Raw genomic sequence first — 26,988 nt, 5'->3', positions numbered from 1 at the left:
TCATCAGGAAATGCTGACATCAGAATCGCGATCGCACGGTAACGTGATCCTGCAAAACAGGGACTCATCTAGTGCGATCGCTGCTTTGGGCTGCTCTAGACCCTTCGGGGCAGCTAAGCCAATGATCATCGCGCTGGATGTGGGCACCCTTGGACATGATTTCCCGGTGGGGAGGAAGTGAGCATTGTTATGGGAATAGAAGTTAAGAACCAGTACGACCTGTTTGCTAGCCGGGTAAATCCTCTACTGTCCAGAGTTTATGCCGCCGATATCGTCAATGAGCTGACCGAAAAGCTTTTTGGCTTGCTGCTACCGTCTCTACAACAGGGCAGCCGCGAAGATCTGCGCAAGTGGGACCATGACAATATTCTGCTGATCACCTACGGCGATAGCATTCAGAGCCAGGATGGTCGCCCGCCCCTAGCGGTGCTAGCAGAATTTTTAGAAACCCATCTTCAGGACACCGTGACAGGCGTACATATCCTGCCCTTTTTTCCCTACAGCTCCGACGACGGGTTTGCCATCATCGACTATACCCAGGTCAACCCCACTCTGGGGGACTGGTCCGACATCAAGCGTATTGCCCAGAGCTTCAACCTGATGGTGGATTTGGTGATCAACCACATCTCCAGCCAGCATGTGTGGGTCAAACAGTTCCAAGCGGGGGAGAAACCGGGCCGTGACTATTTGATCGAAACCGATCCTGAGCAAGACCTGACCCAAGTGGTGCGGCCCCGCAGTTCCCCCCTACTGACTCAGTTGCAAACCGCCCAGGGGCCAAAATACGTCTGGAGCACCTTTAGCGCCGACCAGATCGACGTTAACTTTGCCAACCCAGATGTGCTGCTGGAATTCGTCAAAATCATCCTGCTCTATGTTGAAGCCGGAGCCCGCTACCTGCGTCTCGATGCGGTGGGCTATCTGTGGAAAAAACTAGACACCTCCTGCATTCACTTAGCGGAAACCCACGCCATTGTGCGACTGCTGCGGGAGATTTTGCAGATGCTGGACCCCAGTGTCGCCATCATCACTGAGACCAATGTGCCCAACCGGGAAAACCTCAGCTACTTTGGCAACCGCAACGAAGCCCACATGATCTACAACTTCAGCCTGCCGCCGTTGTTGTTAAATGCCCTGATGCAGGGGAAGGCGGAGCACCTGAAGACCTGGATGATGAGTATGCCCCCGGCCCCCATCGGCTGCGCCTACTTTAATTTCACCGCCTCCCACGATGGCATTGGTATGCGTCCAGCGGAGGGGTTGCTCACCCCCACGGAATACACTGCCCTGGTGGACACTATGCGCCGGTTTGGCGGTCATGTCAGTATGCGGAGTCGCCCCGATGGCAGCGAGTCTCCCTACGAGATCAACATTTCCCTGTTCGACGCCATGGCGGGCACGGTGGCGGGGGAAGATGAATGGCAAATTCAGCGGTTCCTCTGCTCCCAAACCATCATGATGTCTCTGGAGGGGATTCCTGCTTTTTATATCCATAGTTTGTTGGCCACCCGGAATTACCAGGCTGGGGTGGAGGCAACGGGGCATAACCGTACCATCAATCGTTACAAGTGGGACATTGATGTCTTAGAGGCGGCCTTGGCGGATGACACCTCCCCCCACGCCATTGTGCTAAAGGAACTGGGGCGGCTGATTCGCATTCGCCGCCGTCAGCGCGCCTTTCACCCCAATGCCACCCAGTACACGCTCCATCCCCTAAACCCGGCCCTGTTTGCCTTTTGGCGGCAGAGTATGGCGCGGGATCAGAGTATTTTCTGCATCCATAACCTCAGCAAGTATCCCCAGGAGCTACAACTATCGGATTTGAACCTGGTGAATACGGATGATTGGGTGGATCTGATTAGTCGCGATCGCGTCGAGTACATCGACAATGCCTACACGATCCTCCAGCCCTACCAATCCCTCTGGATCACCAATAAGGTAGACTCCGCCCGCGATCGCACCACCCCCGACCCCCTCATCGGCAATTATTAGCCCATGGTCCCAATAGGGGCTCGCAGAAAAATAAGGTGCCCGCTGATCGGGCTTGCTCCCTGGGGGAGCCATTACCTGTTGGCGCGGCCTGTCTGAAAGACAATCGTTAGGATGTTTCAAAGCCTGGAACGAACAAGGGGCTTAAGCCCCTTGTTCTAATCTGGATGGCCACTGCTATACCCCCAGACCTAAACGGCGATCCGCTGATTACTATGCTCCAACGCAAAGGTCCGCACATGCTTGGGCTTGATAAACACAGTGCTGCCCACCTGAAGCTGAAGTGCCTTAAGCTGAGCCAAATTAATGTGGGCATTCACCGTCTGACCGCTCTCCAAAGTCAGCTCTACCCGAATATTCCAGCCCAGATGGCCAATGCGACTCACCTTGGCAAATAGGCTACCCTCCGTTTCTTCAAAGAGGATGTCAATATCATGGGGGCGTAGGAACACCTCACCCTCTAGGGGCAGATCTGCCTTCACCTGCCGCCAGGTGGAATCGGGGGACACAATATTGACCGAGCCAATGAAATTCATCACAAAGGGCGACGCTGGATTTTCATAGATCTCCGAAGGGGAACCCACCTGCTCGATGCGCCCCTGACTCATCACCACAATTTCGTCAGAGACCTCCATCGCCTCCTCTTGGTCATGGGTGACCAGCACCGTAGTCACATGCACTTCATCATGAAGATGGCGGAGCCAGTTCCTCAAGTCTTGACGCACCTTAGCATCGAGAGCACCAAAAGGCTCATCCAATAGCAACACCTCTGGTTCCACAGCCAACGCCCGAGCTAAAGCTACCCGCTGGCGCTGCCCCCCAGACAGTTGGGAAGGATAGCGATCGCCAAGGCCACTGAGCTGGATCAGATCTAGCAGGGTCTCCACCCGATGCTTGATCCGCTCCTTCGGCCACTTCTGAATTTCCATGGCAAAGGCAATATTGTTCCGCACCGTCAGGTGACGAAATAGGGCGTAGTGCTGGAATACAAACCCCACCTTGCGCTCCTGCACCTTCTCGTAGGTGGCATCCCGTGCCGACAGGTAAATGCTGCCAGTATCGGGCTGCTCTAGCCCCGCAATCACCCGCAGCAGGGTGGACTTACCAGAACCCGACGGGCCTAAAAGGGTCACCAAGGAGCCCGTCTTGACCTCAAGGTTGACGGGCTCTAGGGCTTGGAAGTCGCCAAATCGCTTGGACACATTCTCAACTTTGATACCCACGGGATATAAGCTCCGATATCTTGCACACGTAATTGGATTTAAGCACAAATCAAGCAAATCTCGGATCAAAAATATTTCAGTTTGTATTTCAAAACATCTTGAATTCAGATTCGACTGAATCGTGCTACATTGCTCTGCAAGCAAATGCTGTCAGTCCCTCACCCATCAGGGCTGGAAACAACCTGGAGCGCAATTGGAGCACGATTCATGACAACACCGGACTACATTCCCCAGGGTTCTCAATCGCAAGACCCCCAAACCCCATCAATTTCGACCTCGATTCACTCCCCGTTGAAGCGCTGGGGACGATGGATTGGAGGACGGTCTATTCCTCGACGATCGGCAATGCTGTTTCTGCTGGGATTGGGAATGGCAGGTGCGATCGCAGCCTCCTGCGGCGGCGGCACCACCACCACCACCGCAGACAGCGGCACTGAAGGCGCAGCAGAGACCGCAACCGAGCGCCCTGACACCGTAGAAGTCACCCTGGTGTCCTACGCAGTGACCCGCGCTGCCTACGAAAACATCATTCCGCTGTTCGTCGAGAAGTGGAAAGCAGAAACGGGGCAAACCGTTATCTTTGACCAAAGCTATGCTGGCTCCGGCAGCCAAACCCGCGCCGTCATTGATGGCCTAGAGGCCGATATTGTTGCCCTAGCCATTCCCGCCGACACCATCCAAATTCAAGAAGCCGGCCTAATCGATCCGGGCTGGGAACAGAAAACCCCCAATGGGGACGGCATTGTCCACCGCTCTGTCGGCGTTATTGTCACCCGTGAAGGCAACCCCAAAAACATCCAAGACTGGGACGACCTCACCCGTGACGATGTCACCTTTGTCACCGCCAACCCCAAAACCTCCGGCGGTGCCCGCTGGAACTACCTGGCTCTGTGGGGCTTCATCACCGAAAATGGCGGTACTGAAGAGGATGCCCAAGCCTTCGTCACCGACGCCTATGCCAACGTGCCGGTTCTCCCTGCTGACGCCCGAGAAGCCACCGACACCTTCTTTACCCAAAACCAAGGGGATGCCCTGATCAACTACGAAAACGAGGTGATCCTGGCCAAACAGCAGGGACAAGATTTGCCCTACGTCATCCCCCAGAGCAACATCTCCATTGACAACCCCATTGCCGTGGTGGATGGCTATGTGGATGACCGGGGTACCCGTGAAGTGGCAGAAGCCTTCGTGGCCTTCCTCTTTACCCCCGAAGCCCAGCGGGAATTTGCCAAAGTGGGTTTCCGTCCTGTGCTGCCGGAAGTGGTGGAAGAGTTCAAGACTGAGTATCCCGAAGTGGCAAACCTATTCACCGCTGACGACTTCGGCGGCTGGCCAGAGATCCGTAAGAATTTCTTCGCCGATGGAGCCATCTTCGACGAAATTCAAGCTGAGATTGCTAAGCGCTAAAATAACCTCTTCTCCCCAGCCATGACCACTTCTACTGCACTCTCTACTCTTGCTAGGGCGTCCAGCTTCCTAGTGCGATATGTATCTGTCCCCTGGACGATTACCATCGCCCATCTGTCGATCATTCTGCTGCTGCCCATTGCGGCTTTGGCCCTGCGGGCTACGAGTCTGAGCCCAGCGGAATTTTGGCAACTGGCTACCACCCCCATTGCCCTATCCACCTACAGCATCACCTTTGGCACAGCCATTGTTGCTGCTGTTATTAACGGTTTTGGCGGTACTTTGACCGCCTGGGTACTGGTTCGTTACGAGTTTCCCTTCAAGCGCGTTCTAGATGCGGTCATTGACCTGCCCTTTGCCCTACCGACAGCGGTTGCTGGTCTGACCCTAGCCACGATTTATAGTCAAACGGGTTGGATTGGGCGCTACTTTGCTCCCTTTGGCATCCAGGTTTCCTTTAGCCGCATTGGCGTCGCGGTGGCAATGGTCTTTATCTCCGTTCCCTTTGTGGTTCGGACTGTGCAGCCCGTCCTACAGGAGTTGGAACACACCCTGGAGGAGGCCGCTTGGTCCCTAGGAGCCTCCCAATGGCAAACCTTTTGGCGGGTGTTGTTGCCCCCCATTGTCCCCGCCATCCTGACGGGGGTGACCCAAGCCTTTGCCCGAGCCGTAGGGGAATACGGTTCCGTAGTGATCATTGCCTCCAACGTCCCTTTTAAGGACATGATTGCGCCGGTACTGGTGTTTCAGCGCCTAGAGCAAGCCGATATCCCAGGGGCAACGGTTATTGGTGTCGTGTTGCTGCTCATCTCTCTGGTGCTGTTGTTGATCATTAATCTCTTGCAAGCTTGGGGACGACGCTATGACGGTTGAACTGGGTTCAAACCAACTGCCTGCCTATAATTCCAAGCCCGTAGAAGGCATCAAGTGGGGCAAAGTTGGCTTAATTGCGGGCGCTTGGCTCTATGTCGGCCTCATTTTGCTCCTGCCCACGGTGTACGTGTTTGTAGGAGCCTTTAGCGAAGGCATTGGAGCGTTTTTTGCCTCTCTGGGGAGTCGTAACTTTATCAACGCTCTCCGCCTTACCCTGATGGCGGTGGCGGTGGCAGTACCGCTGAATGTGGTGTTTGGCCTCTGCGCTGCTTGGGTGATTGCCCGCCGTAAGTTTCGGGGGCGCACCCTGTTGCTCAGCATCATTGACCTGCCTTTTTCGATCTCCCCGATTGTGGCGGGCTTGATGCTGGTCTCTCTCTATGGTCGCCAGGGGGTGCTCCATCCGGTGTTGCAATGGCTCGACATCAAAATCATCTTTTCCTTCCCCGGTATTGCCCTCGCGACCATTTTGGGGGGAATGCCCTTTGTGGCGCGGGAGGTGATTCCGGTCCTCGAAGAAATTGGTACGGAAGAGGAGGAAGCCGCGAAGACCCTTGGGGCTAACGGTTGGCAGACCTTCTGGCGGGTGACCCTACCCTCGATCCGCTGGGGGTTGACCTACGGCATAATTTTGACCGTGGCCCGAGCCATGGGGGAATTTGGCTCCATTGCCGTGGTGTCCAGCAACCTAATTGGCCGTACCCAAACTCTGACGCTCTATGTGGATGGTGCCTACCGAAACTACGATTCCCAAGGAGCCTTTTCAGCAGCGGTGGTGTTGGCCAGTTTGGCTGTAGTCACCCTAGTGGTGAAGCAGGTGGTTGAAACTCGCTTTAGTACCCATCAAAAGGGTGATTGATATTACGCTCCTCAAGGAGGGCTGTTGACGATGGGTTCCATCTCCCTCGTCTCCGGTCTAGGGAAACGGAGGCGGGTTTTTAGAGGGTACTGTGGGCTAGGACACGGTAAACCCCTATGGGGGCATGGCGACCCTTGAGGGTCAGCGCCCCCCAACTTTCGACCTGAAATTGGTTCTGGAGATAGGCCAAGGTGTCCTCGCCGATAAGGATGCGGCAGGGGGTGGGCTGGCGAGTTTTGTCAAAGCTTTCCAGACGGGAAGCAATATTGACGCTGTCGCCGATGATGCCGTATTCCATGCGGGTTTGGCCCCCCAAACTGCCGACAACGACGGCCCCGGTGAAAATGCCCACTCGCATCTGGAGCAGGGGCTGGTTGCGGGTCTGGCGGTGCTGGTTGAGGCGATCCATACAGGCCGCCATGGTCAGGGCGCAGTGGACGGCATTTTGGGCATCCTGGGCGATCGCTTCTGGGGTATTGCGGGTAATGGGCACTCCGAAAACCGCCAGAAGGCCATCTCCGGTGAACTTATTGACAATGCCGTGATGGGTCTGGATGGCGTCTGTCATGGCGCTGAGGTATTCGTTCAGCCAGTCCAGCAATTGCTCGGGGGGAGTGACCTCCGCCAGGGTACTAAAGCCGCGAATGTCGGTGAATAGCATGGTAGCGGTGGTCTTTTGGCCAGGGAGTTTGCCAGATTTCAGTAAGCGATCGCGGTTTTCCCAGAGAGCGTCAGCAATTTCCGGCGAGGTATTTTGCCCCAATAGCATCAGCATCATTTGCCGTTGGCGGGCCGATTGTTGGGCTTGGTAGGCCAAAACGATGCCACTGGTACCGACAATGCCCACAGTCGGGGCAACGATGGGTACCCAGGCCCGTTGTAAAAATAGGCTAAATCCAACGGCGGCCAAGGCCATCAATAGGCCATTTTGGCTGAGGGCGAAGGCCACCGGATGGCGCAGTCGCCAAGCTACGGTTCCCGCCAGTAGTGCCCAGCCCAGACACCAGAGCGCCTCTTGCCAGGGGACACTAAGCCAAATTAGCGATCGCGCCCCCGTCGCTGCATCCAAATACTGGCTCACCATCTGGGCATGGATAAACACACCGGGCATCTGGTGGGTGGCAGCGATGCCCGCTCGGGTAAAGGGGGTATAGAACAGATCCTTGCCGCTGGGGGCAGTCATGCCGATGAGGATAATTTTGCCCCGCACCCAATCTGGATCCACTTGATTTTGCAGCACTTCCATCAGGGTGACTTGACGGGCCGGGGCAAGGGAATGACGATAGTCCAGCAGCACCTGGTAGCCCCCGGCGTCGGTGCGGGCATAGCCCCCAGATCCGGGCTGTAAGGGAACAAAGGTGCTTGGCCCCAACTGCATATAGTGGGGGTTGACCACACTGGATTGGGGGGTGATGTTCTGGAGAGCTAGGTAGCGCAGGGCCAATCGCAAAGAGAGGGAGAAGATGACCTGCGGCCCCTCGGGCGTGACCTGTTCCCCCATAATCAGGCTGCGCCGAATCGTACCATCGGCATCCACCACCACATCATTGAACCCAATGCGGTCAGGGTCTACTCCCTCCGGGGCAGGGATGCCAGTACCAGAGACATCCGGCAGTTTGGTAATCACTACCACATTTTCAGCCCGGATCTGTTCCCCCAGTTCCCCCTGTCCCGGTGGCTGGGGAATTGCCCGATAGATATCCAGACCAATGGCGGCGGGTTGGTGGGTTTGCAGGTGGGCCAGAACTGTAGCGATAGTTTGGTCGGTGAGGGGTAATGCCTGAATTTCCTGAAGATCCTCTTCTGTGATGGTCACCAGCAACAGGCGATCATCTAGAGGGGGCTCACCTAGCAGGTGCCGCAACCGCACCATTTGATCATAGGCTAGCCATTCTGCGCTCTCTAGGATGCCTAACTGATTTACGCCCAGCACCGTCAACGAAACACCAACGCTAACCAGAGTGACCACAAGAATGCCCTGGTCAGCGGCCCATTGACGGGCGGATTTCCGACACCACTGCCTTGCACGCTGAAGCGGAGACCGCCAAGGCGCAGTAAAACCTTTGAGACTCACCACGGAGTTGGAGGATTAGGGATTGAAGCGAGATGCACCTTGGTGGCATTGAGACCCCTGCTGAGAGTCAAAGCAAATTGGCTCGCAGTCTTGTCCTAATCGGATTGACGACTGCTATGTGCCGTGATTGCCATGGGGTATTCGGATGGGCTCTTGGCGGAACTGGAAGGCCGTGCCTTAAGTAGTGTGCCCAGAATGCGCCTAGTCTGGTAGGGGATGCCCCTATTTAATACCGGGCGAACTGACACAATCCGTGAGATCACCACAAGATAATATTTTCTTGCAATTAGGGTAGGTAGCGTTCCCTTGCCAAGGGGGGCAGCGCAGCCGGATTAAGGAATATGCGGTCAAATGATCAACCCGGTTTCGACGATAAGGGCGGGGTGTTGGGGTATTGGGGTAAATCCCGTAGGGGCGGGTTTAGCTCGTGTCTACTGGGAAATCCCAAATGGGAGGCTCAAAACCCGCCCTACCCAGTGCCGGGTAATCCAGGATTGAAGTTAATTCCGTAGGGGCAATCCCTTGGGCAGTCCCAAATGGGAGGCTCAAAAACCGCCTTGTCCAGTACTGTAGGAGGGGTTTAGGTCGGATCTGTCGGGGAATTCAGAATGGGAGGCTCAAAACCCGTGCTACCCAGTGGGAGACTCCACTTCTTTTGTCCGTCGAAAGAAGACTGTCTTACCCTATGCAGCCTTCCGGAAGAAGCAGTGGTAAAATCGCTGAAAATTTCCTACAGTGACCGATATGAGGAGATCTAATTTCCTCCGGCGGTGTTGGATTCATGTCCATTGGTGAGTGAGGAGTAGTGATAGATATGGCTTCCATGCAGCGAATTTCTTTAATGGCTGGTAGTGCCGCGATCGCAGCGGCCCTTGTCGGTGTTCTCCCAGCCCAAGCTGAGGGCATGCCCGCCGCTATGCTCAGTTCCATCAATTCCAGCGAAACAGACATGGAGGCCGTAGTCCATGGTGCTGACGCTGAGGCCACCCTGGCTCTAGAGATGCCGGAAGTGGCTGAAACCGCTGAAGTGGCTCCCATTGAAGCTATTTCCACGGAGATTGAACCCGTGGAAGTTGTGGCAACGGAGGCTGAACCCATCGAAGCGGCAGCGGCGGATGAAGAGACGGCAACTGCGATCGCGGCCCTAGAAATCTCAGAGCCCCTGGTAATCGATGAGACCGTGTCCACCAGCGCCGGTTCTCTGCTCCTAGCAGACCAACAGGTCGCCCAGGTAACCCGCCCCCTCTACGAAGGTGTAACCCCTTTCTATTTGGGTGTGGGCGGCAATATCGGTATTGTTGAATCCGGTCAAAGTGCCGTAGGCGACTTCGGCTTCAGCATCATCAGCAAAGTTTCCTTTGGCCCCCGCTTTGCGATCCGACCTTCCTTTACCATCAGCGAAAAGCGCACCTCCCTAGCGGTGCCCATCACCTATAACTTCAGCCCTTTGCAGGTTCGGGGAATCAATGTTTATCCTTTCCTCGGGGCAGGTGTGGATGTGGGCTTTAACGGTGGTACAGGTTTCCTGGTCAACGGCGGCGTGGATATCCCCATTTCCCAACAGTTCACCCTCAACGCCCAAACCAACTGGCGTGTTTCCAGTGACTTTGGCCTGGGTATCATCCTCGGGGTGGGCTACAACTTCCCCTTCTTCTTTGAATAGGAATTAGGACTAGGCGTTAAGATGCGTAACCCCCAGTGAGCTGTTACCAGCTCACTGGGGGTTACTTTTTTTTGGCTTTTGCCCCTGGCATTTTTGTCCATGGCATTCTAGGAATGGGTGTTTTCTGAGCGTTACCGTGGCATCTACAACTGGGATGTCTTGGCCCCAGGTCCAGGACGCCTTTCAGCGTATTTGGGGCTATCGCGACTTTCGTCCCCCTCAAGACACGATTATTCAGTCCCTTCTAGAACAGCGAGATACGTTGGTGGTGATGCCGACGGGGGGCGGCAAATCCCTGTGTTTTCAGCTCCCGGCGCTGCTGCAACGGGGGGTGACCCTGGTGATCTCGCCTCTGGTGGCGTTAATGGAGGACCAGGTGCAGGATCTCCGCCAACGGGGACTGGCGGCGGCGGCGTTGCATAGTGAATTGGCCCCCCGCGATCGCCGCCAGGTCTTGCACGATCTTGAGCAGCAGCGGCTCCGGCTCCTGTACCTATCTCCAGAAGGCTTACTGAGTGCTCCGGTGTGGGAGCGCCTCAGTAGCCCTAGTCTCGAAATCAACGGCTTGATCTTGGACGAAGCCCATTGTTTGGTGCAGTGGGGCGAAACCTTTCGCCCCGCCTATCGCCGTCTAGGGGCCGTCCGCCCAGCCCTCCTAGCCGGGAAGGCAACGGGGGTGAGCTTCCCCATTGCCGCCTTTACGGCTACCGCCGATCCCGCTGCCCAGGGCACTATCGGCACAGTGTTGGGACTCCAGAATCCCAAGCGGTTACGCCTCAGCCCCTATCGACCTCAGTTAACGCTGGGGGTGCAGACGGTGTGGACACCCCAACAACGCCGGCAAAAGCTAGGGCGGTTTATCCAAGCCCATGGCCAGCAGGCGGGACTGGTGTATGTCCGCACCCGTCGGGATAGTGAGGCGTTGGCCCAGGAACTGCGGCAGCAGGGCTATCGGGTTGCCCCCTACCATGCGGGCTTGACCGCCCGCGATCGCCGTCAACGGGAGGCGGATTGGCTAGGAGATCGCCTCCAATTCGTGGTTTGTACGAATGCCTTTGGCATGGGGGTAAACAAGCCCAACGTTCGCTGGGTGGCCCATTTCCATGCCCCCTGTCTGCTGACGGAATATGTGCAGGAGGTGGGGCGGGCGGGGCGAGACGGGCAACCGGCGACGGCATTGACCCTGGTGAGTGAGCCTACGGGGCTTTTGGATCCTTCAGATCGTCAGCGATCGCAGTTTTTTGCCCGTCAGGCCCAAGCCTTGCAACAACAGGCGGAAGCCTTGGCCCGAGCCATTCCCTCCACAGGGACGGTGGCGGCGGTACAAAAACAGTTCCGCGATGGGGCCATTGCCCTCTCCTATCTCCACAGTCAGGGGCGCTTGGTATGGCTAGATCCCTTTCAGTATCGTCTCCAGGCTGCCCCCGCCACGGGAGCCACGGGGGGCGCGGGGGATGCTGCCATGCATCGCTATCTCCATGGTCGAGACTGTCGTTGGCGGCAGATTTTAGCCCAATTTGGCTTTCGCCACCAGGGGGGGCAGCAGTGGCACTGTGGCCACTGCGATCGCTGTCGAGCCAAAGGTTGAGGCAATTCCCATGAAAATTGGCGGATCGTAGGGATCCCCCAGAGGTGAGTCACTGCGATCGCTGTTGGCCTAAAGGCTGAGGAGGTTACCTCTCTGGATAGAGCCCTATCTCGCCTGACTCTCCATCGTCAGTTCAGGATTCTGGCTCGTCCCTTGACGCTGCTTTTCTGGCCCCGCTAAGGTGCAAACAGATGTCGAGAGGCCGTGTTGGCAGATTTTGAGTCTAGTTCTGAGGCCAGACCATGCTCTTGAACATGTCCTTTCCAGACATCTCTGTTGAACAATGTGAGGTGGATATGCAAACTATCCCAACACCTAAAGACTTAAACCAACCTGGGATTAGCGACGGGAGTGAATTGATCCCGGCTGAGGTGGGCGCAGCGGCGGAGCGAGAAGGCCAACCAGCCGCCAACCCCTCTGCACCTCCCACGTCGTCCCTGTCGGCCACCGCCGAGTCACCGACAACCGCAGGCTACACCGTGGATCAGGAAGGGCTGGTGAATAATTATCCCGTCACCCCTGATATGTATGTCCAAAAGCAGGCTCGCTTTGGCTGGACCCACTATGCTGAGACTTTGAATGGCCGCCTTGCCATGATTGGCTTTGGGCTACTGCTGTTGACGGAGGTTATCTCCGGTGAAAGCTTTGTATCCCTATGGTCTCGCATCGGATAGAGGCGATATTAGCCGACCTAGGGCCATTGCCCCAAGTTCAGTTTCTCCCAGCGTAGCGTCAGTGCTGTTTACAGCACTGACGCTACGCTTTTTATATCAGTGGCTTCGCGCCCAGTTTATCCTGGGCAAGTGTCTTGCCTTTCGCCCTTGCCCTCCCCTGTGCCCTATCTATGACTCATCCTGGCTGCCTGTATGTCGTCGGTACCCCCATTGGCAATCTAGGGGATATGACCTTCCGGGCCGTCGAGACCTTGAAAACTGTGGACCTAATTGCGGCGGAGGATACCCGCCACACGGGGCGGCTGCTTCATCATTTCGCCATTGGGACTCCCCAGATCAGCTATCACGCCCACAACTGGCCCCAGCGGCTGCCGGAACTGCTGGAAAAATTAGGTCAGGGGCAACGGATCGCTCTGGTCAGTGATGCGGGAATGCCGGGGATTTCCGATCCCGGTTTTGAGCTGGTGGAAGCCTGTGTGGATGCTGAGATTCCGGTCGTGCCGATTCCGGGGGCGACGGCGGCGGTCACGGCCCTGTGTGTTTCGGGACTCTTGCCCCAGCCCTTTGTCTTTGAGGGCTTTTTGCCCCCGAAGGGACGGGATCGTCGTGCCCAAGTCCAGCGACTGGCCCAGGAACCGCGCACGGTGGTTCTGTACGAAGCGCCCCATCGGTTGCTGAGTACCCTGCGGGATTTGCAGATGGAGATGACGTCTGAGCGGCAGGTTGCGATCGCGCGGGAACTCACGAAGCAATATGAGGAAATCTGGCGAGGCCCCCTGGGGGCAGCCATTGACCATTATCAAGACCGGGCTCCCCGAGGTGAGTTTACCCTGGTGATTGCCGGGGCTCCCGCCGCCGCCCCCGTGGAGCTGTCGGCAGCCTTGGTACAAGCCCGCCTGCAAGCCTTGATGGCTGCTGGTCTCTCCCGCTCCCAGGCCAGCCGTACTCTAGCCCACGAAACCCAACTCCCTCGCCGCGATCTCTACCAAGTGGCCTTGGCTTTACCGGATCCTGAGGGGAGTGCATCTCCAGGGGATGGGGTGTGTGAGGGTGGGGGGGTGTGAGGGTATTGGGGTAATTGGAGAATTCGAGATCAACAGGTACGGGCTATCTCGATACAGGTTGCCATGGTGGCATCGGTCTTCACCGCCTGGGAGTCGAGGTGGGTAGGACAGGCCCGGTAACCGCGATCTCGTAGGGCCAGAATCAAGCGATCGCGGCGGGGAATATCCATCTGGCCCAACCGCCCGATGTCTCCCAGGCAATAGTAATAGGGTGGCATTTCCGCTTCGGCCCGCATGATTTGCAATAGCTTGACCCGCTTTTGCCAGCCCCAACTTGCGGCCAAGTCCATCATCTGGGTCAGCATTGCCCCGTCATGGAGGGGACCGAGCCAGAGGGGACCACTCACGACCAGGGGATCCGCCTTGTCGGGGCTGGTGGGGTTGGGGCAGGTGGCTTGGCCCAACTGCCGCCAGGAAAGGGTTTGAAAATGGCCACAACTGTGGCAATAGCCCAGGAAACCGTAGCGCTCTGGCTGCCAAGCATCCCCCATACTGAGGCGCACCATGACCCGATGTACATGTCCATTAAATAGGGAAAAGATAGGCTGAACATGCATTCCCCGCGTTGCTGCCTGTTGCAGGGCGCTACCGATGAGGAGCCGCAATCCCTGCTCATGGACTGCGGGGTGAGATCGTGCCACCGCTCCATACATTTGGATGCTGTGGTCAAGGTTATGGCCCCCGGTGGTACGGGTATCGGTGCTGGTCAGGTAGAGGAGGCCCCCCATGCGAGTCGCCCATAACCCGGTGGAGAGGTAAGGGGCACCGCTGCCAAAGCAATCAATATCCACCAGATCGTAAAAGTCTCGCTCTTGGTAGCAGGCAAAAAAAAGGTGGTTGGCATCCTGGTGAGTGATGCGATAGGACCGCGATCGCATTCCCATAGATAGATTTTTGGTCAGTACCTCCCGCAGTTCGGGGTTACCCTCATTGGCCCAAACCCAGTCCGCTTCTGCCTCTAGCTGATAGCGTAGGGGCCGTACACCACAGCCAGTCATGGCATCCAAGACCCGCAGTTGCCCCCGTTGTTGGCGATACACCGCCGCCGCCAATACCGCCAAGTCTCGGCCCACCTGACTGTGGGGCCGATAAAAAGCGGCCTCGACATAAAATCTGGCCTTGCCCTCCTGGTACCAGCCCGGTTCTAGGGTCATAAACGACGAGTGGCCTGGATCGCAGTGACAATGGCTGCCTCTAGACCGGGCTGATCCAACTCTGTTAGCACAAACACCTCTTGGGCCGACTTACCCCGACGGGCAATGAGCTTATAGCCCCCTCGAATCGGCACCGAGACCTTGAGGCGAAACTGGGGGATATGACTGCGCACCGAGGCGATCACCCCCGGTGTAACTGTTTGGATGCGATGCTCCTGGGCCAACAGGGTTTCCAAGAGCGGAATAAGTCCCGGAATGTGGGTGGAATGGTTCCACACCAGCCGCCCCTTCTCTGATTTACCGTCTGATTTACCCAAAACCACCCTCCTGGGCTAAACCTAGCTGCCGTTTCTGATGGTGTCGGAGAGGGAAAGCGCCCTAATCCAACGCGGGGGCGAATACCGCTAGAACCCAGGCCCAGGCCATTGTCACGCCTGCTCTAGGGGGGCCATGGTCAGCCCTGCACGACTCAGTTGACTGTGGTACAGTTCTGCCTGTTCTTGAGGCCCCACCCACACCGTGGCCTGTCCTTCATTGTGGACTTGATGGGTCAGTTCCCAAGCGCGATCGCTGCTCATATTGGGGATATATTTCATCAAACAGGCGGCGACATGCTGAAAGGTGTTGAAATCGTCGTTCAACACAATCACCTTGTAGTTGGGGTAGGGCTTGCGGACAACCTGGGTGGATTTTTCCGGGGCCAGGGTGGGGGAAGCAGAAGCCAATCGGGGGATTCCAGGAGAAAACACTGACATCGCCACAGGAGGGGGAAAGCTATAGGAGGAAAAAATCTGGAAAAACCGCGTTAGAGTGTTCCAGCTCAATACTTATGTTGCCTAGTCTATCGAATCCTATGACCTCCTCCCAGGGCGATACCTCCCCTCGCTTCGGTCACCCACCCACCGGGCAACCATCCTATGCCCGGAGGGCATAGGGCAGTCAAGGGATTGCCCCTACGGATTCTGACCAATATCGGTCACCCGGCCACAGGCAGGGCGGGTTTTGAGCCTCCCATCCTGAATTGTCCGTTACATACGGGCTAAACCCGCCCCTACAGACACATTCTGTACTGGGCGCGGAAACCGCGCCCCTACCCGATCAACTCAAAACTCCTGTCACCCCCCTCTCCCCACCCTTCACCCCCCACCCTTCACCCCCTCACCCCATGCTGCGCCTCACTCAAATTCTGGGTCAAAAGCGCATTGCGATCGCAGAAGCCTGCCTGATTGGTCTCGTCTCGGGGCTGGCGGCGGTGGCGTTAAAACAGAGCGTAGAAGGACTCACCCTCTGGCGGCTCCACAATCCCATCCCGGTGTGGCTGTTGCTGCCCGGATTGGGGCTGGTGGGGGGAGCTTTTGCGGGCTGGCTGGGGGAACAATGCCCGGAAACCGCCGGCAGTGGCATTCCCCAGGTGAAGGCGGCCCTCGGCTATGTCCATAGCCCCCTGAACCTGCGGGTGGCCTTGATGAAGCTGGCCAGCACTGCCGTAGCGCTGGGGTCGGGCCTCTCCCTGGGTCGCCAAGGGCCAACGGTGCAGATTGGGGCGGCCCTGGCGGCTCAGCTCAGCGACTGGGTGCCCACGTCACCGGAATACCGCCGTCAACTGATTTCGGCAGGGGCGGCGGCGGGGCTGGCGGCGGGGTTCAATGCTCCCATCTCTGGGGTGCTGTTTGTGGTGGAGGAACTGCTCCAGGACTTTTCTGGCCTGACCCTGGGCACGGCAATCCTGGCTTCCTTTGTGGGGGCGGTGGTATCGCGGCTGTTGGGGGGCCAAGGGCTGAACCTGAGCGGCATGGGCCTGACCCAGACTGGCCTTTCGGTGCAAGATTTACCTTTTTTGGCGCTCCTGGGGGTGTTGGCGGGGGTGCTGGGGAGCCTTTTTAGCCGGGGAATTTTTACCAGCCTGCGGCTGTTTCGTCGGTGGCAGCGGTTGCGGCTGGCGTTTCGGGTGGGGTTGGCGGGGGGCATTACGGGGCTGGTGGGGGTGGGGCTGTCGGTGGCCGCCCAGGACAATACGGGGCTACGGGAGTTTTTGGTGACGGGGGATGCGACGTGGCAGGTAATTGCGATCGCATTTATCTCGAAATTCTTCCTCACCCTCCTGGCCTACGGCTCCGGGGCTTCGGGGGGAATCTTTGCCCCCGCCCTGGTGCTGGGTTCCGCCCTAGGCTGCTTGGTCAGTTTTTTGGCCCAGGCTACCCACGGCTGGCTGGGCTTCCCCACCGATACCCTGGCTAGCGGCAACACCACCACCTATGCCCTCACCGGGATGGGAGCCTTTTTCAGCGCCACGACCCGAGTGCCCATTACCGCCATCGTCATTGTCTTTGAAATGACCACCAACTTTAACCTGGTGCTGCCGTTGATGATTGGCTCAGGACTGGCCTGCCTCGTAGCGGATCGAGTGACCACAGGTTCCCTTTACAACGGGTTACTAGCCTTCAAGGGCATTCACCTCAACCCGGCCCCCTCGGAGAACAACCCCTGGGCACACCTCACCGCCGCCGACCTCATGCAGCGACGGGTGGAAACCCTCACCGCCACCATGAGCATCCCCGAAGCCTTGGACGCTTTTGCGCGATCGCACCATCGCGGCTTCCCCGTCCTAACCCAGGGCAAGTTAGTTGGCATCGTCACCCAGACAGACCTAGCAGAGGTACCCCAAACCCGCACCGCCGCCTACACCGTGGCGGATTTCATGACCCCCCGGCCCGTCACCGTCGCCCCAGAAGCACCCCTGCCCCAAGTGCTCTACCTTCTGAATCGCCTCAAGGTCAGCCGCCTCCCCGTCACCGACGGCAGCAAGTTGGTGGGCATCATTACCCGAGGCGATATTATCCGAGCAGAATCAGAGAAAATTAGTGGTCAATCCAGTGGCAGAATGGCCACCTCAACCCCTTCCTACGGGATCTACCGAACCCGCAGCCCCGCCCTAGGCCAAGGGCGATTGCTGGTGCCCTTGGCAGACCCAGACACCGCGCCCCTCCTGCTCTCCATGGCGGCAGCCATTGCCCACCAAAACCAGTACGAACTGGAATGCGTCCATATCGTCCGCATTCCCCCAGACCTACAACCCAGCGAAGCCACCGTAGACCTGAAACTGGGCAAACGGTTGTTAATCCAAGCAGAAGCCCTCGCAGAAGAGCAAGGACTGTGCCTTCACACCCAGATCCGCGTCGGCCATGATGTGGCCCGTGCCCTGCTAGAAGTAGTCAATACTCGCCACATTGACCTCGTGCTCATGGGGTGGCGTCGCCACCCCATTACCCCCGGTCGCATCCTCGGCAGTGTGGTCGATACCCTCCTGCGACAGGCCCCCTGCCCAGTCATGGTGGTGCGTCCAGGGGAGACAGATCGGTACGAGCGCTGGCTAGTGCCCATGGCCGGTGGTCCCAATGCCCCCATGGCCCTATCCCTCCTCCCCGCCCTGGTCAAACTAGCCCATCAGCCCATGGTGTGTCTCTGCTCCGTGGTTCTGGATCCAGCACAAGTTGAGACGATGCAACCCCAATTGCAATCCGCCGCCACCGCCCTCGAAGCCCGCCTCGGCTTCCCCGTCAAGACCCGCATCCTCAGAACCACCCCAGTCGCGGAGGCCATTGTGCACCTGAGCCGTCAAGATCACAGCGACGTGGTATTTCTGGGGGCCAGTCGAGAAGGACTGTTTAGTCAGATGCTCCACGGCAACGTGCCCCTAGAGGTCTCTCACGACAGCCCCGCCATGGTGATTTTGTTGCGGCAAAATATCCTTGCAGAGCCCTCTGGTGACTAGGGCTGTGCCATGACCCCTATTGCAAAGGCCGCCAATTCCCTGCCAGCACAAACGCCGCCCAATAGTAGGGATGGCTATACTCGCCCCCCCGATTGATCATCTCCAACTGCACCGCCCGCAGCGCCTCACTGCGACCCATCCCCGCCATCAGCTTTTCGTAATACCGGGCCATCAGGCTCTGGGTGCCAAAATCATCCACCTGCCACAGATCCCCTCTGGCCCCACCAAGATTAGGTAACTATCAAAATCTGCACTCACCAGATCGATGATGATGATGTCTCCCGCGATGCCCTCAAAGGTATGAATGTTGAAATAGCTACCGTCGTCTAGGGTGGCGCTGTTTTCGTCCAGTTGCCCGGTGACGGTATGGGGAGTGACTTGGGCAAGGCGTTCAGGGTTGGGGGGATTGGCCCAGGTGGAGGGTTGACCTAGGAGCACAAGTGCCAGTGCGATCGCGGTGACGTCGTGTCGCTATGACCCACTAGTACTGGGCAGCGTAAATTCTCTGACCGTTCTATCGTGGTACACCTCGGCCCCTCACCCTAGCCCTCTCCCACGGGGAGAGGGGATCGGAAAATATTAGGCTAGTGCGGCAGAATCGTAAGCTTATTTCCGCCAGCCAGTACTAGTCGCTTAGGATAAGGGTCTCAATATCATGGCTGCATTGAGGCGGGGCGAAGAGATAACCCTGGCCAAACTCGCATCCCAGGGATTGAAGCCACTGAAGCTGCTCATGGGTTTCAATGCCCTCGGCAATAACTGCCAATTCGAGCTGGTGACCCAGGGTGAGAATGGTTTCGACGACTTGATAGCTCCGGCTCATAACCTGTTTCTGACTGACAAAAGATTGATCAATCTTCAAAATATCAATAGGGAAACGGTGTAGGTAGCCTAGGGAGGAATAGCCTGTGCCAAAATCATCCACACTGATTTGAATTTGGCGTGATCTCAGATCTTCCATCAAGATGATTGCCTCTTCAGCATTTTCCATCAGGGCGCTTTCAGTAATTTCTAGCTTGAGATAAGCCGGATTCACCCCTGTAGCCGCCAACACCGAGTCAATGTCGGCTAGCAGAGTGGGGCTAGCAAACTGCCGTACCGAGAGATTGATGCTCATGGTTAAGTCAGGCCAGCCCTGTTGATGCCAAGTCTGAAGCTGTTCACAGGCTTGCTGTAACACTACCAACCCTACCCGGACCACTAATCCCGTTTCCTCCATACAGGGGATGAATTCTCCCGGCGACACCAGACCTCGCTCAGGGTGTTGCCAGCGGACCAGCGCTTCAAAACCAACGACCTGCTGCGTCGCTAGCCTGACAATCGGTTGGTAGTAGGTGACAAATTCTTGGTGTTCCAACGCCCGTTGCAGATCTGTTTCGAGGGTGAGGCGACGGCGGGTAGCCACCGTCAGTTGCCGGTCAAACATTTGGTAGCAATTCTTGCCCCGGAGCTTGGCTCTATACATAGCCATATCTGCCGCTTGTAAGAGGGCCTCCGACCCAGCGTTCACTTCACTGTCCAAAGCAATACCCATACAGATAGACATGAAGATCTCAAGGTTTGCCACTAAAAAGGGAGGTTTAAATGCGGACATGACCGCTTCAATCCAACAATTTAGTTGGTCTAGGTTAGCAATATCAGACAGCAAAAAGCAAAACTCATCTTCTCCAATTCGAGCTAATATATCTCCAGGGCGCAAGTATTTTTTTAGCCGATGGGCAATAGCTTGTAATAACTGGTTACCCACTCCATAGCCAAAAGCGCCATTGACTAATTTAAACTCATCGCAGTCGATATAGGCAATTACAGGGTTTTTCGGCCTGTCCACATGACCTAAGTGTTGCAATAACCGTGACCGACTCGGCAACTTAGTCAAGGCATCTTGATCGAGGAGCGTTTTGAGTTGGGTCGTACGTTCATGGACAATCAGTTCCAACTGGGAATTAAAATTGGCTAATCGTTGATACTGTTGATGGATTCTCAACATGGAGCGAGTCCGAGAGATCAGTTCTAGCCGATCAATTGGCTTGGCGATGAAATCATCGGCTCCTGCGGCCAAACATTGAGATAAGTTTTCTTTGGAAGATAAAGCTGTGACCATGACAATAGGTACTCCAACCCATTCAGGCATAGCTTTAATGCGCTGACAAACCTCAAGTCCGTCAATTTCAGGCATCATCAAATCGAGCAAAATGACATCTGGTTGTACTCTTTGCAAACAGTCCAGTGCCGCTTTGCCACTAGCAACATAGTGTAATATGTAACCTTGCGAATCGAGGAACGCTTCAACCACATCAAAATTGTCAGCTTCGTCATCGACGACTAAGATAGATGGCTGAGTCATGGTTGTCGTTCCTAGGGGGCAAGCAAGTGTTGGATGCTCTGGACCAGTTGTTTGAGTCTGATCGGCTTGCTCAAGTATTCGTTAGCACCAGCGGCAATGCAGCGATCCCGATCACCTTGTCTCGCTAAGGATGCCAATGCAATGATGGGGGTTTTGGCTAAGTTGCGATCGCAACGGATATGTCGCATCGTCTCTAGAGCATCCATCTTTGACATTTGAACATCTATCAAGATCAGGGTGGGGGATATTGATTGGGCTAGTGCAATGATCTCTTGACCATCTTGGGCGATCTGGATGCGATAGCCCTTGGCACTGAGATAGCTGTCAATGTTGCTGGTAGTGGCTGCGTCATCTCCTGCCAGCAGAATGAGGGCAGGGGCAGGGAGGGGGTCGTCGGGGGCGGCCAGGTCAGGGGGAGATTCTGGCTGGCTGGGGCTGGCGAGAGAAATCCCAGACTGATAGGGCAGATCAATCGTGAAACAACTGCCCCTGTCTACTTGGCTAGTGAGGCCAACTTGACCCCCGTGGAGTTCAACAATTTGTTTCACCAGAGTCAATCCCAACCCCGTTCCTTGGTACTGACGGTTGAGGGCACCGTCGATTTGTATGAAGGGTTGAAAAAGTTTTTGGATATTCTCGGGAGCGATACCTATGCCGGTGTCGATGACGGCAAGCCGAAGGTAGGGATATTCCCCGTCCCTGTCAGTCTGGGAGAGGGTGGTTGCCTCTAGGGTAATGTGGCCTCCTTCTGGGGTGAATTTGGCGGCATTGTTGAGCAGGTTGATCAACACTTGGCGGATGCGCCGCTCGTCGAGGACAATATCTGGCAAATCGGGAGATACGTGAACGACGATCTGAATGCGCTTTCTGAGGGCTTGTTGTTTGATGAAGGCCAGACTAGACGTACACAGGGGGGCGATCGCCGTGGGTAGGCAGTTTAGTTGCATCTGACCGGACTCAATCTTCGCCACGTCTAGAATGTCGTTAATCACTTCTAGCAAGTGCAAACCACTGCGCTCAATGGTTTTCAAAGCTTTTAATTGGGTCGTGGTAATGCCGCCAAAGGCTTCTGCTTGAAACCCTTCAGTCATCCCGAGAATGACATTCAGGGGGGTGCGGAGTTCGTGACTCATTTTGGCCAGAAACTCATCCTTGAGACGAGTTGCACGCAGGAGTTCTTCGTTGGTTTGGTGAAGTCTTTCCTCCGCTTGACAACGCTGGTGATCAAGGCGATACCTTTCGATTAAATTGCTACAGTTAACGAGAAAGGGTTCAAGATACTGAGCCATGTTTTCATCATAACCCCCTGGTCGATTGGCAATACCTACCATCCCCATTAGGGTATTTCCCTGGAAAAAAGGTAGCCCTAGTAAAGCCTCTAGAGGCGGATGGCTGCTGGGAGTTTCTCTGGATCGAAGGTTGCTGTGGAGGGAATTGATGATGACAGGCTTACCTGCCATCATCACTGCGCTGAATAGGGCATTCATGGTCACAAATTCCATGCCCTGTTCGGTGTTATCTATATGGAACTTTTGAATTTCCTCATCCCAGACAGCGTTAGTGATGTTATGGGTTGTTAGGTTGGGAATTCCTCTGATTTTAAGAAAGCTTTCCTCCATAACGGCGATACCATTTTCCTGAAATGAAATTTCGCCAATGAAAGCATATTCACTATTGGTGAGATCTAAAAGATTATTGAGCAGGTCTTCAAAAACAACCAGGCGATTGACTGCTGCAATAAATTGTGCTTGGGCTTGACTAATAGTGGCAAGGAGTGAATTGGTATTTTGCAGAGCAATTTCAGCTTGCTTGCGAGCGCTCACATCTCTAACCATGATTAGGGCTTCATCTGGGCTGATACCCACGACACGCACCTCTTCATATATCAGGCGATCACCTAGGGGAATTTGATGCTCATAGACTTGCAGTGCTCCGGTGGTAATCGCCTGTTTCACTGCCTGCTGTTTCTGAGCAAGGATCTCAGCAAATTCCAGCTTGGCAGGATGGGCAGGAATATAGTGCTGGTCTGCTGCTGCATTTTTCGCCGGCTGGAAATATTTCAGTTGATCGCCGTCTAGTCGGACGCGAAAGAGAATATCGGGAATGGCTTCTACCATGGCCCGGAGCTGTGTCTCACTGTCTTGCAGCGCGGCGGTGCGTTCATCTACCTTTTGTTCTAAAGCCTGGTTGAGGCTATGGAGTTCTTGTTCAACTTGTTTGCGATCGCTAATATCCCGCACCAGTGCCAACACTTCATCATCTCCGTAGGGAACGATCCGGACTTCCTCAATTTTGAGCTGGCCATCCTTGGAGAGATCTTGCTCATAAACCTGCATCTCGTTGGTAGCTAGTACCCGTTGAATTGCTTCTAAACGTTGATGGGCTGCTTTTGGGGGCAGCGATTCATAAATATGGGTACCGACCATGTCTACAATATCGCCAACGACGGTAAAGTTGGGACTTGCTACAAATTCTTGATAAATGCCAGTAGCATTAATGCGCATGATCAGATCGGGCAGGGCGCTAATGAGAGCCCGTTGATGAGCTTCGCTTTTTTGGAGTTTCTGTTCATCTTGAACACGTTGCTGGGCACTAGAAATGGTTTGCCCCATGACCTGCAATAGGCGGATCGTTTCTTCATCCCAAAACGTCACCTGACTGAAGGAGGCAAACCCAATCACCCCCGTCACCCGAGATTTTTGGACTAGGGGCACCATCAATAATGAGGTCAGGTTGATTCCTTGCCAGTGGGCTTGGTCGGTGGCAGCTTCTGGGGGCAACTCTGCCAGGTTGGGGATATGGATGACTTGTCGCTCCATGATCAGAGGACTACTCCAGGGAAATAATGTCCAGCAGGGAATTGCCTGTGCTGCGGCAATTTGGGAAGGACAGTCGGCTCGGCACCACTCATGGGTCATGCTGCTGGTGCCGCTTTCAGCGTCGTATGTAAATAGGTAGCTGGTATCTACCTGGGTGATGCCTCCAATCAGCTGTAGCGTATGTTCGATTTCTGCATCTAGGGTATTCGGGTTGAAATCGACAAATCGACTACTAATTTCAGCAATCAGTTGGTTGAGGTCGCGCTGGGTTTTGAGGGCGGCTTCGCTCTGTTGGCGGGCAGCTAGTTCGGCTTGAAGCTTGGCTGTGCGTTCCGCTACCTGACGCTCTAGTTCCGCTGCCCGAGTTGCTCGCAGAGATATCTGCTCTGCCTCTAGGCGCGTCACTTTTTTCTCTAATGTTTCCGCTAGTTGGTAGATCTCTAGGGAATGCAGGGCTTGCAGCAAACTGGTTTGGGTGACCAGGCCCACTAGACAATCTTGATCATCCACGATCGGCAAATGGCGAATGCGATGCCGTTGCAGCAGGTTAAGCGTGGCGAATAGATCGGTCAGGTTCGACTCTCGTAGGGTGATGACGGGTTGCCTCATCACCTGCTCTAGGGGCAATTGGTCGAGGGGCTGCTGCTGGAGGCTGAGGCGCACCACATCTTGCTCGGTGAAAATACCCACCACTCGATGTTGTGCCACTACGACTACACAACTGGATCGATCGGCCAGATGCTGATCTGCATCTGGCTGGTGGGGCTGCTCAGTATGCCTTTGGGAATGCAGGCTATTCATAGTTGCGATCGCAGCTATAGCCGAAATATCCGTAGTTACAGTTAACGGATCGCGGATGATGGCGACAGTAGGCTCAATTTGCATGGAAGTCACCACAATCTCTATCCCTAAGAATACCCAAGGACTCTATCCCTAAGAATACCCAAGGAACTGGCGTAGGGCTTGCAATTAAGTAACACCCCACCACCAGCCCAAGATGGGCCACCCACAAGTTTGTCGTTCCAAGCGCAGGGAGGAATCTCGGTCTTGGCCACCCACAAGTTTGTCATTCTGAGCGCAGGGAGGAATCTCGGTCTTGGCCACCCACAAGTTTGTCATTCTGAGCGCAGGGAGGAATCTCGGTCTACGAGCAAGACCGAGATGTTACTTCCAGAGAATCCGCTTCGCGTCCTCGATGGCAGAAATAAAGTGACCTGATTGAGGGTGTCAGATCCCAGCGCAGGGCTGATTCATTCCGTTTTATTAATTCACTTCCGATGCCGGATGAGCAACGCCTCCACTAATTGCTGAGCCGTTTTTAGCCGTTGCGGACTCTCCGACTGGGCCACCCAAGCCGCCAGCTCATTCAGCGCCCCATTCACCACATGGGCAAAACCTTCGCCATCGATCACCTGCAATTGGCCCTCATCCACCGCCATCTGAATCGACTCCTGAAGCAATCCAAATCCATACTGGTCAATCTCGACCAGGGTGTCTGCGGCTAGTACTGCTGGTGCTTCGATAAACACCAACCGCCGCAAATCTTCTTGCTGGGCGACCTCCAGAAATGCCTGACAGCCGACCACCAACTGCTCCCAGTTGGTTTCCAACGGCTCAATGCGGGTGCGGATGTGGGCGGTGATTTCGCCATAGGCTTCCTCTACCACCGCTTTAAATACCCCCAGTTTGTCGTTGAACTGGTGGTACAGCGCCCCACGGGTAATCCCCAGTTCGCTGATGATTTCCTCGGTGCCAGTGGCGGCGTAGCCTTTCGTGGCGAATAAGTACCGCGCTCGATCCAATATGGCGCGGCGGGTGCGGCGGGTTTGTTCGGCTTTGGTCAGCTTGGCAGGCATGGCGATCGCAAAAAGACATTCAATCTGTATGTATCTTGACAGGGCAGGGAAGGAACCCTATTTTTAGATACATGCAGATTGTATCTTTTGTAAGGCTTACCTCAAGGGGGTTGTATGTCCGCTTTGCTGACAACTCGGAAAGCTGCGATCGCAGATATTCCATTCCTCACCCAAATTGAATACGAAGCTTCCCTGCCACCCTTCGATCACTGTTTTTGGGAAGACCTGCTGGAGGGTACGGGCACGACGGCTCTACAGTTTATTGAGGCGGAGCTGAGAGCCGATGGCTCTAACTGGGGAGATGTGGGTGATTTTGTGATTCTGGAGGAGCAGGGCAAACCTGTGGCGGCAGCAGCGGGGTATGTTCCCAATGGGGAGGATTACAGTCCGCTGCGGTTGTCCCGGTTAGATGCGATCGCCCAGGAGTTGGGCTGGTCGATCGCTACGACCTCTGCTTTTCGCGATCGCTACTTAGGGTTGTTTGGCGGCGACGTGAAACCCTTTTTCCTCACGCCTCAAGCGCCCTGGATTATCGAGAATGTGGCGGTTTTGCCCGAAGCTCGGGGACGGGGGTTAGGGAAAGTTTTGCTCAAAGCAGTGTTGAAGGAGGGGCGATCCCAGGGGCACTCCCACGCCGGAATCATGGTGATCAATGGTAATGACCGAGCCCGCCATACCTATGAATCAGTGGGGTTCAAGCCTTACCAAACTTTCTATGCCGACTACTTTCTGGATCAGTTCAACATCGAGTTTCCGGGAGTGACCAAGTTCGGGCTTTGTCTCAACTAAAGTCAATTCAATAGGAGAACGCTGATGTCCTTTGGAACCATTCTGGTCGCGGGTGCCAGTCGTGGTATTGGGTTGGCGGTGACTGAGCATTTACGGTCCCAGTGCAATCGCCTGCTGGCCATCTCTCGCACCCCTTCCCCCATTGGTGAGTGGATTCAAGCCGATTTATCTGACTTGGCTGGGATAGCAACGGTGGCCCAAGCTGTGGGGGACGGCAGCCTGGATGCCTTGCTCTACATGGGCGGCACCTGGGAAACCCACGCCTTTACCTCCCAGTACCGCTTTGAAGACTGCTCTGACGACGATATTACCCGTGTGATTGCGGTTAACTTGGTAGCCCCCATACGACTGGTGAAAGCACTGCTGCCTGCTTTGCGGCGATCTCGGAATCCCAAAATCATCGTCATGGGCGCACTCTCGGGCCGGGATAACTTTCCAGGGCGAGAGGTGGCCAACAGCGCCTCTAAGTTTGGCTTGCGGGGGATGGTACATGCCTTGCGAGAGGAGTTGAGAGCTCAGCAAATTGGCATCACGGTGATCAATCCCGGCAATGTGGGTACGCCGGAGGTGCTGGCTGATTTAGCCACAGACAACCTGATGGGCGGAGCAGCGATTCCACTGCCGGATCTGCTCAAAATCATTGACTGTGTGCTCTCGCTATCACGGGCGACCTGCATTAAGGAGATCGATGTGCCCGCCATGCTGGGGGAGGGGGCTTAGCACGGCTCCCAGAACTTGATCGGTGGTGTAATTAGGAGATATTGTGGGGCACACGCACGACAAGATCTGCGATCGCAGTGATTCCTAATCGGTTTGCCCTGGGGGGTGTTTTAGGCTTGG

The 26,988-nt window shown here is 55.7% G+C and carries 22 protein-coding genes; 11 read left to right on the top strand and 11 right to left on the bottom strand.

Annotated elements, in window-relative coordinates; all coding sequences use genetic code 11:
• Positions 1–3: 3 nt before the first annotated feature.
• On the bottom strand, positions 4–147 hold the full coding sequence (locus LEP6406_RS32750) for a hypothetical protein (RefSeq protein ID WP_155834655.1): 144 nt from the start codon (positions 145–147) through the stop codon (positions 4–6).
• Between the two features lie 42 nt (positions 148–189).
• Here LEP6406_RS32750 and LEP6406_RS0207930 point away from each other — a divergent pair, with 42 nt between their 5' ends.
• A complete protein-coding gene (locus LEP6406_RS0207930; RefSeq protein ID WP_008313571.1) occupies positions 190–1,992 on the top strand; it encodes a sugar phosphorylase in 1,803 nt (600 codons plus the stop codon).
• Between the two features lie 188 nt (positions 1,993–2,180).
• Here the strand turns inward: LEP6406_RS0207930 and LEP6406_RS0207925 are convergent, their stop codons facing one another.
• On the bottom strand, positions 2,181–3,212 hold the full coding sequence (locus LEP6406_RS0207925; RefSeq protein WP_008313573.1) for a sulfate/molybdate ABC transporter ATP-binding protein: 1,032 nt from the start codon (positions 3,210–3,212) through the stop codon (positions 2,181–2,183).
• A 207-nt stretch (positions 3,213–3,419) separates the two neighbouring features.
• Here LEP6406_RS0207925 and LEP6406_RS0207920 point away from each other — a divergent pair, with 207 nt between their 5' ends.
• The 3 genes from LEP6406_RS0207920 to cysW all read left to right on the top strand — a co-directional run bounded on the left by LEP6406_RS0207920 (position 3,420) and on the right by cysW (position 6,351).
• Complete coding sequence (locus tag LEP6406_RS0207920) at positions 3,420–4,619, top strand: sulfate ABC transporter substrate-binding protein (RefSeq protein WP_008313576.1); 1,200 nt, start codon at positions 3,420–3,422, stop codon at positions 4,617–4,619.
• A 72-nt stretch (positions 4,620–4,691) separates the two neighbouring features.
• The gene (gene cysT / locus LEP6406_RS0207915; RefSeq protein ID WP_263971148.1) at positions 4,692–5,492 is read left to right on the top strand and encodes a sulfate ABC transporter permease subunit CysT; all 801 of its coding nucleotides are present in this window, start codon (positions 4,692–4,694) and stop codon (positions 5,490–5,492) included.
• Positions 5,482–6,351 carry a sulfate ABC transporter permease subunit CysW gene (cysW, locus tag LEP6406_RS0207910; protein WP_008313581.1) on the top strand — a complete coding sequence of 290 codons (870 nt, stop codon included), beginning with the start codon at positions 5,482–5,484 and terminating at the stop codon, positions 6,349–6,351. The genes cysT and cysW overlap by 11 nt, the downstream gene beginning before the upstream one ends.
• Before the next feature lie 79 nt (positions 6,352–6,430).
• Here the strand turns inward: cysW and LEP6406_RS0207905 are convergent, their stop codons facing one another.
• Entirely contained in the window at positions 6,431–8,320 is a 1,890-nt protein-coding gene (locus LEP6406_RS0207905) for a CHASE2 domain-containing protein (RefSeq protein ID WP_036028245.1), read from the bottom strand.
• A 919-nt stretch (positions 8,321–9,239) separates the two neighbouring features.
• Between LEP6406_RS0207905 and LEP6406_RS30100 the strand changes: the two genes are divergently transcribed.
• From LEP6406_RS30100 to rsmI, 4 genes are all read left to right on the top strand, one after another.
• A complete protein-coding gene (locus LEP6406_RS30100) occupies positions 9,240–10,088 on the top strand; it encodes a hypothetical protein (RefSeq protein ID WP_008318318.1) in 849 nt (282 codons plus the stop codon).
• Between the two features lie 136 nt (positions 10,089–10,224).
• Complete coding sequence (locus LEP6406_RS0207895) at positions 10,225–11,676, top strand: RecQ family ATP-dependent DNA helicase (protein WP_027268952.1); 1,452 nt, start codon at positions 10,225–10,227, stop codon at positions 11,674–11,676.
• Positions 11,677–11,918: 242 nt separating this feature from the next.
• Positions 11,919–12,350: a chlorophyll a/b-binding protein gene (locus LEP6406_RS34705; RefSeq protein ID WP_008318314.1), complete on the top strand. Its 432-nt coding sequence runs from the start codon at positions 11,919–11,921 to the stop codon at positions 12,348–12,350.
• Between the two features lie 170 nt (positions 12,351–12,520).
• A complete protein-coding gene (rsmI, locus tag LEP6406_RS0207885; RefSeq protein WP_008318312.1) occupies positions 12,521–13,414 on the top strand; it encodes a 16S rRNA (cytidine(1402)-2'-O)-methyltransferase in 894 nt (297 codons plus the stop codon).
• A 29-nt stretch (positions 13,415–13,443) separates the two neighbouring features.
• Here rsmI and LEP6406_RS0207880 read toward each other — a convergent pair whose 3' ends face one another.
• The 3 genes from LEP6406_RS0207880 to clpS form a co-directional block, all read right to left on the bottom strand.
• Positions 13,444–14,568: a N2,N2-dimethylguanosine tRNA methyltransferase gene (locus LEP6406_RS0207880; RefSeq protein ID WP_008318310.1), complete on the bottom strand. Its 1,125-nt coding sequence runs from the start codon at positions 14,566–14,568 to the stop codon at positions 13,444–13,446.
• Positions 14,565–14,891 carry a DUF2103 domain-containing protein gene (locus LEP6406_RS0207875; protein WP_409978141.1) on the bottom strand — a complete coding sequence of 109 codons (327 nt, stop codon included), beginning with the start codon at positions 14,889–14,891 and terminating at the stop codon, positions 14,565–14,567. Before LEP6406_RS0207875 ends, LEP6406_RS0207880 begins: the two co-directional genes overlap by 4 nt.
• Positions 14,892–14,996: 105 nt before the next feature.
• Positions 14,997–15,293, bottom strand: coding sequence for an ATP-dependent Clp protease adapter ClpS (gene clpS / locus LEP6406_RS0207870; protein ID WP_317133826.1), 297 nt, complete (start codon positions 15,291–15,293; stop codon positions 14,997–14,999).
• 440 nt (positions 15,294–15,733) lie between these two features.
• Here clpS and LEP6406_RS0207865 point away from each other — a divergent pair, with 440 nt between their 5' ends.
• Complete coding sequence (locus LEP6406_RS0207865) at positions 15,734–18,340, top strand: chloride channel protein (RefSeq protein ID WP_008318303.1); 2,607 nt, start codon at positions 15,734–15,736, stop codon at positions 18,338–18,340.
• A gap of 16 nt (positions 18,341–18,356) precedes the next feature.
• Here LEP6406_RS0207865 and LEP6406_RS31010 read toward each other — a convergent pair whose 3' ends face one another.
• From LEP6406_RS31010 to LEP6406_RS0207840, 5 genes are all read right to left on the bottom strand, one after another.
• The gene (locus LEP6406_RS31010) at positions 18,357–18,539 is read right to left on the bottom strand and encodes a CHAT domain-containing protein (protein WP_071992212.1); all 183 of its coding nucleotides are present in this window, start codon (positions 18,537–18,539) and stop codon (positions 18,357–18,359) included.
• On the bottom strand, positions 18,512–18,778 hold the full coding sequence (locus LEP6406_RS0207855; RefSeq protein ID WP_008318299.1) for a hypothetical protein: 267 nt from the start codon (positions 18,776–18,778) through the stop codon (positions 18,512–18,514). Before LEP6406_RS0207855 ends, LEP6406_RS31010 begins: the two co-directional genes overlap by 28 nt.
• Positions 18,779–18,965: 187 nt before the next feature.
• Complete coding sequence (locus LEP6406_RS0207850) at positions 18,966–20,684, bottom strand: two-component system response regulator (RefSeq protein WP_008318297.1); 1,719 nt, start codon at positions 20,682–20,684, stop codon at positions 18,966–18,968.
• A gap of 11 nt (positions 20,685–20,695) precedes the next feature.
• Entirely contained in the window at positions 20,696–24,400 is a 3,705-nt protein-coding gene (locus LEP6406_RS30095; protein ID WP_155834654.1) for an ATP-binding protein, read from the bottom strand.
• Between the two features lie 371 nt (positions 24,401–24,771).
• Entirely contained in the window at positions 24,772–25,359 is a 588-nt protein-coding gene (locus LEP6406_RS0207840; RefSeq protein WP_008318293.1) for a TetR/AcrR family transcriptional regulator, read from the bottom strand.
• A 114-nt stretch (positions 25,360–25,473) separates the two neighbouring features.
• Here LEP6406_RS0207840 and LEP6406_RS0207835 point away from each other — a divergent pair, with 114 nt between their 5' ends.
• Together LEP6406_RS0207835 and LEP6406_RS0207830 are read left to right on the top strand one after the other, a co-directional pair.
• Entirely contained in the window at positions 25,474–26,148 is a 675-nt protein-coding gene (locus tag LEP6406_RS0207835) for a GNAT family N-acetyltransferase (protein WP_008318291.1), read from the top strand.
• A 24-nt stretch (positions 26,149–26,172) separates the two neighbouring features.
• Positions 26,173–26,868 (top strand): SDR family NAD(P)-dependent oxidoreductase, encoded by a 696-nt coding sequence (locus tag LEP6406_RS0207830; protein ID WP_008318289.1) that lies wholly within the window; start codon positions 26,173–26,175, stop codon positions 26,866–26,868.
• The last annotated feature ends 120 nt before the right edge of the window (positions 26,869–26,988 follow it).

Origin of the sequence: Leptolyngbya sp. PCC 6406, assembly GCF_000332095.2 — a bacterium.
Taxonomy (GTDB): Bacteria; Cyanobacteriota; Cyanobacteriia; order Phormidesmidales; family Phormidesmidaceae; genus PCC-6406.
This window is presented reverse-complemented; position numbering and strand designations above follow the sequence as displayed.

What these genes read in the sequence shown, in the direction of transcription:
- LEP6406_RS0207930 (WP_008313571.1), top strand. Translation starts at nt 190, where the DNA reads ATGGGAATAGAAGTTAAGAACCAGTACGACCTGTTTGCTAGCCGGGTA.
- LEP6406_RS0207920 (WP_008313576.1), top strand. Translation starts at nt 3,420, where the DNA reads ATGACAACACCGGACTACATTCCCCAGGGTTCTCAATCGCAAGACCCC.
- cysW (WP_008313581.1), top strand. Translation starts at nt 5,482, where the DNA reads ATGACGGTTGAACTGGGTTCAAACCAACTGCCTGCCTATAATTCCAAG.
- LEP6406_RS30100 (WP_008318318.1), top strand. Translation starts at nt 9,240, where the DNA reads ATGGCTTCCATGCAGCGAATTTCTTTAATGGCTGGTAGTGCCGCGATC.
- LEP6406_RS34705 (WP_008318314.1), top strand. Translation starts at nt 11,919, where the DNA reads ATGCTCTTGAACATGTCCTTTCCAGACATCTCTGTTGAACAATGTGAG.
- rsmI (WP_008318312.1), top strand. Translation starts at nt 12,521, where the DNA reads ATGACTCATCCTGGCTGCCTGTATGTCGTCGGTACCCCCATTGGCAAT.
- LEP6406_RS0207880 (WP_008318310.1), bottom strand. Translation starts at nt 14,568, where the DNA reads ATGACCCTAGAACCGGGCTGGTACCAGGAGGGCAAGGCCAGATTTTAT.
- LEP6406_RS0207865 (WP_008318303.1), top strand. Translation starts at nt 15,734, where the DNA reads ATGCTGCGCCTCACTCAAATTCTGGGTCAAAAGCGCATTGCGATCGCA.
- LEP6406_RS0207850 (WP_008318297.1), bottom strand. Translation starts at nt 20,684, where the DNA reads ATGACTCAGCCATCTATCTTAGTCGTCGATGACGAAGCTGACAATTTT.
- LEP6406_RS0207840 (WP_008318293.1), bottom strand. Translation starts at nt 25,359, where the DNA reads ATGCCTGCCAAGCTGACCAAAGCCGAACAAACCCGCCGCACCCGCCGC.
- LEP6406_RS0207835 (WP_008318291.1), top strand. Translation starts at nt 25,474, where the DNA reads ATGTCCGCTTTGCTGACAACTCGGAAAGCTGCGATCGCAGATATTCCA.
- LEP6406_RS0207830 (WP_008318289.1), top strand. Translation starts at nt 26,173, where the DNA reads ATGTCCTTTGGAACCATTCTGGTCGCGGGTGCCAGTCGTGGTATTGGG.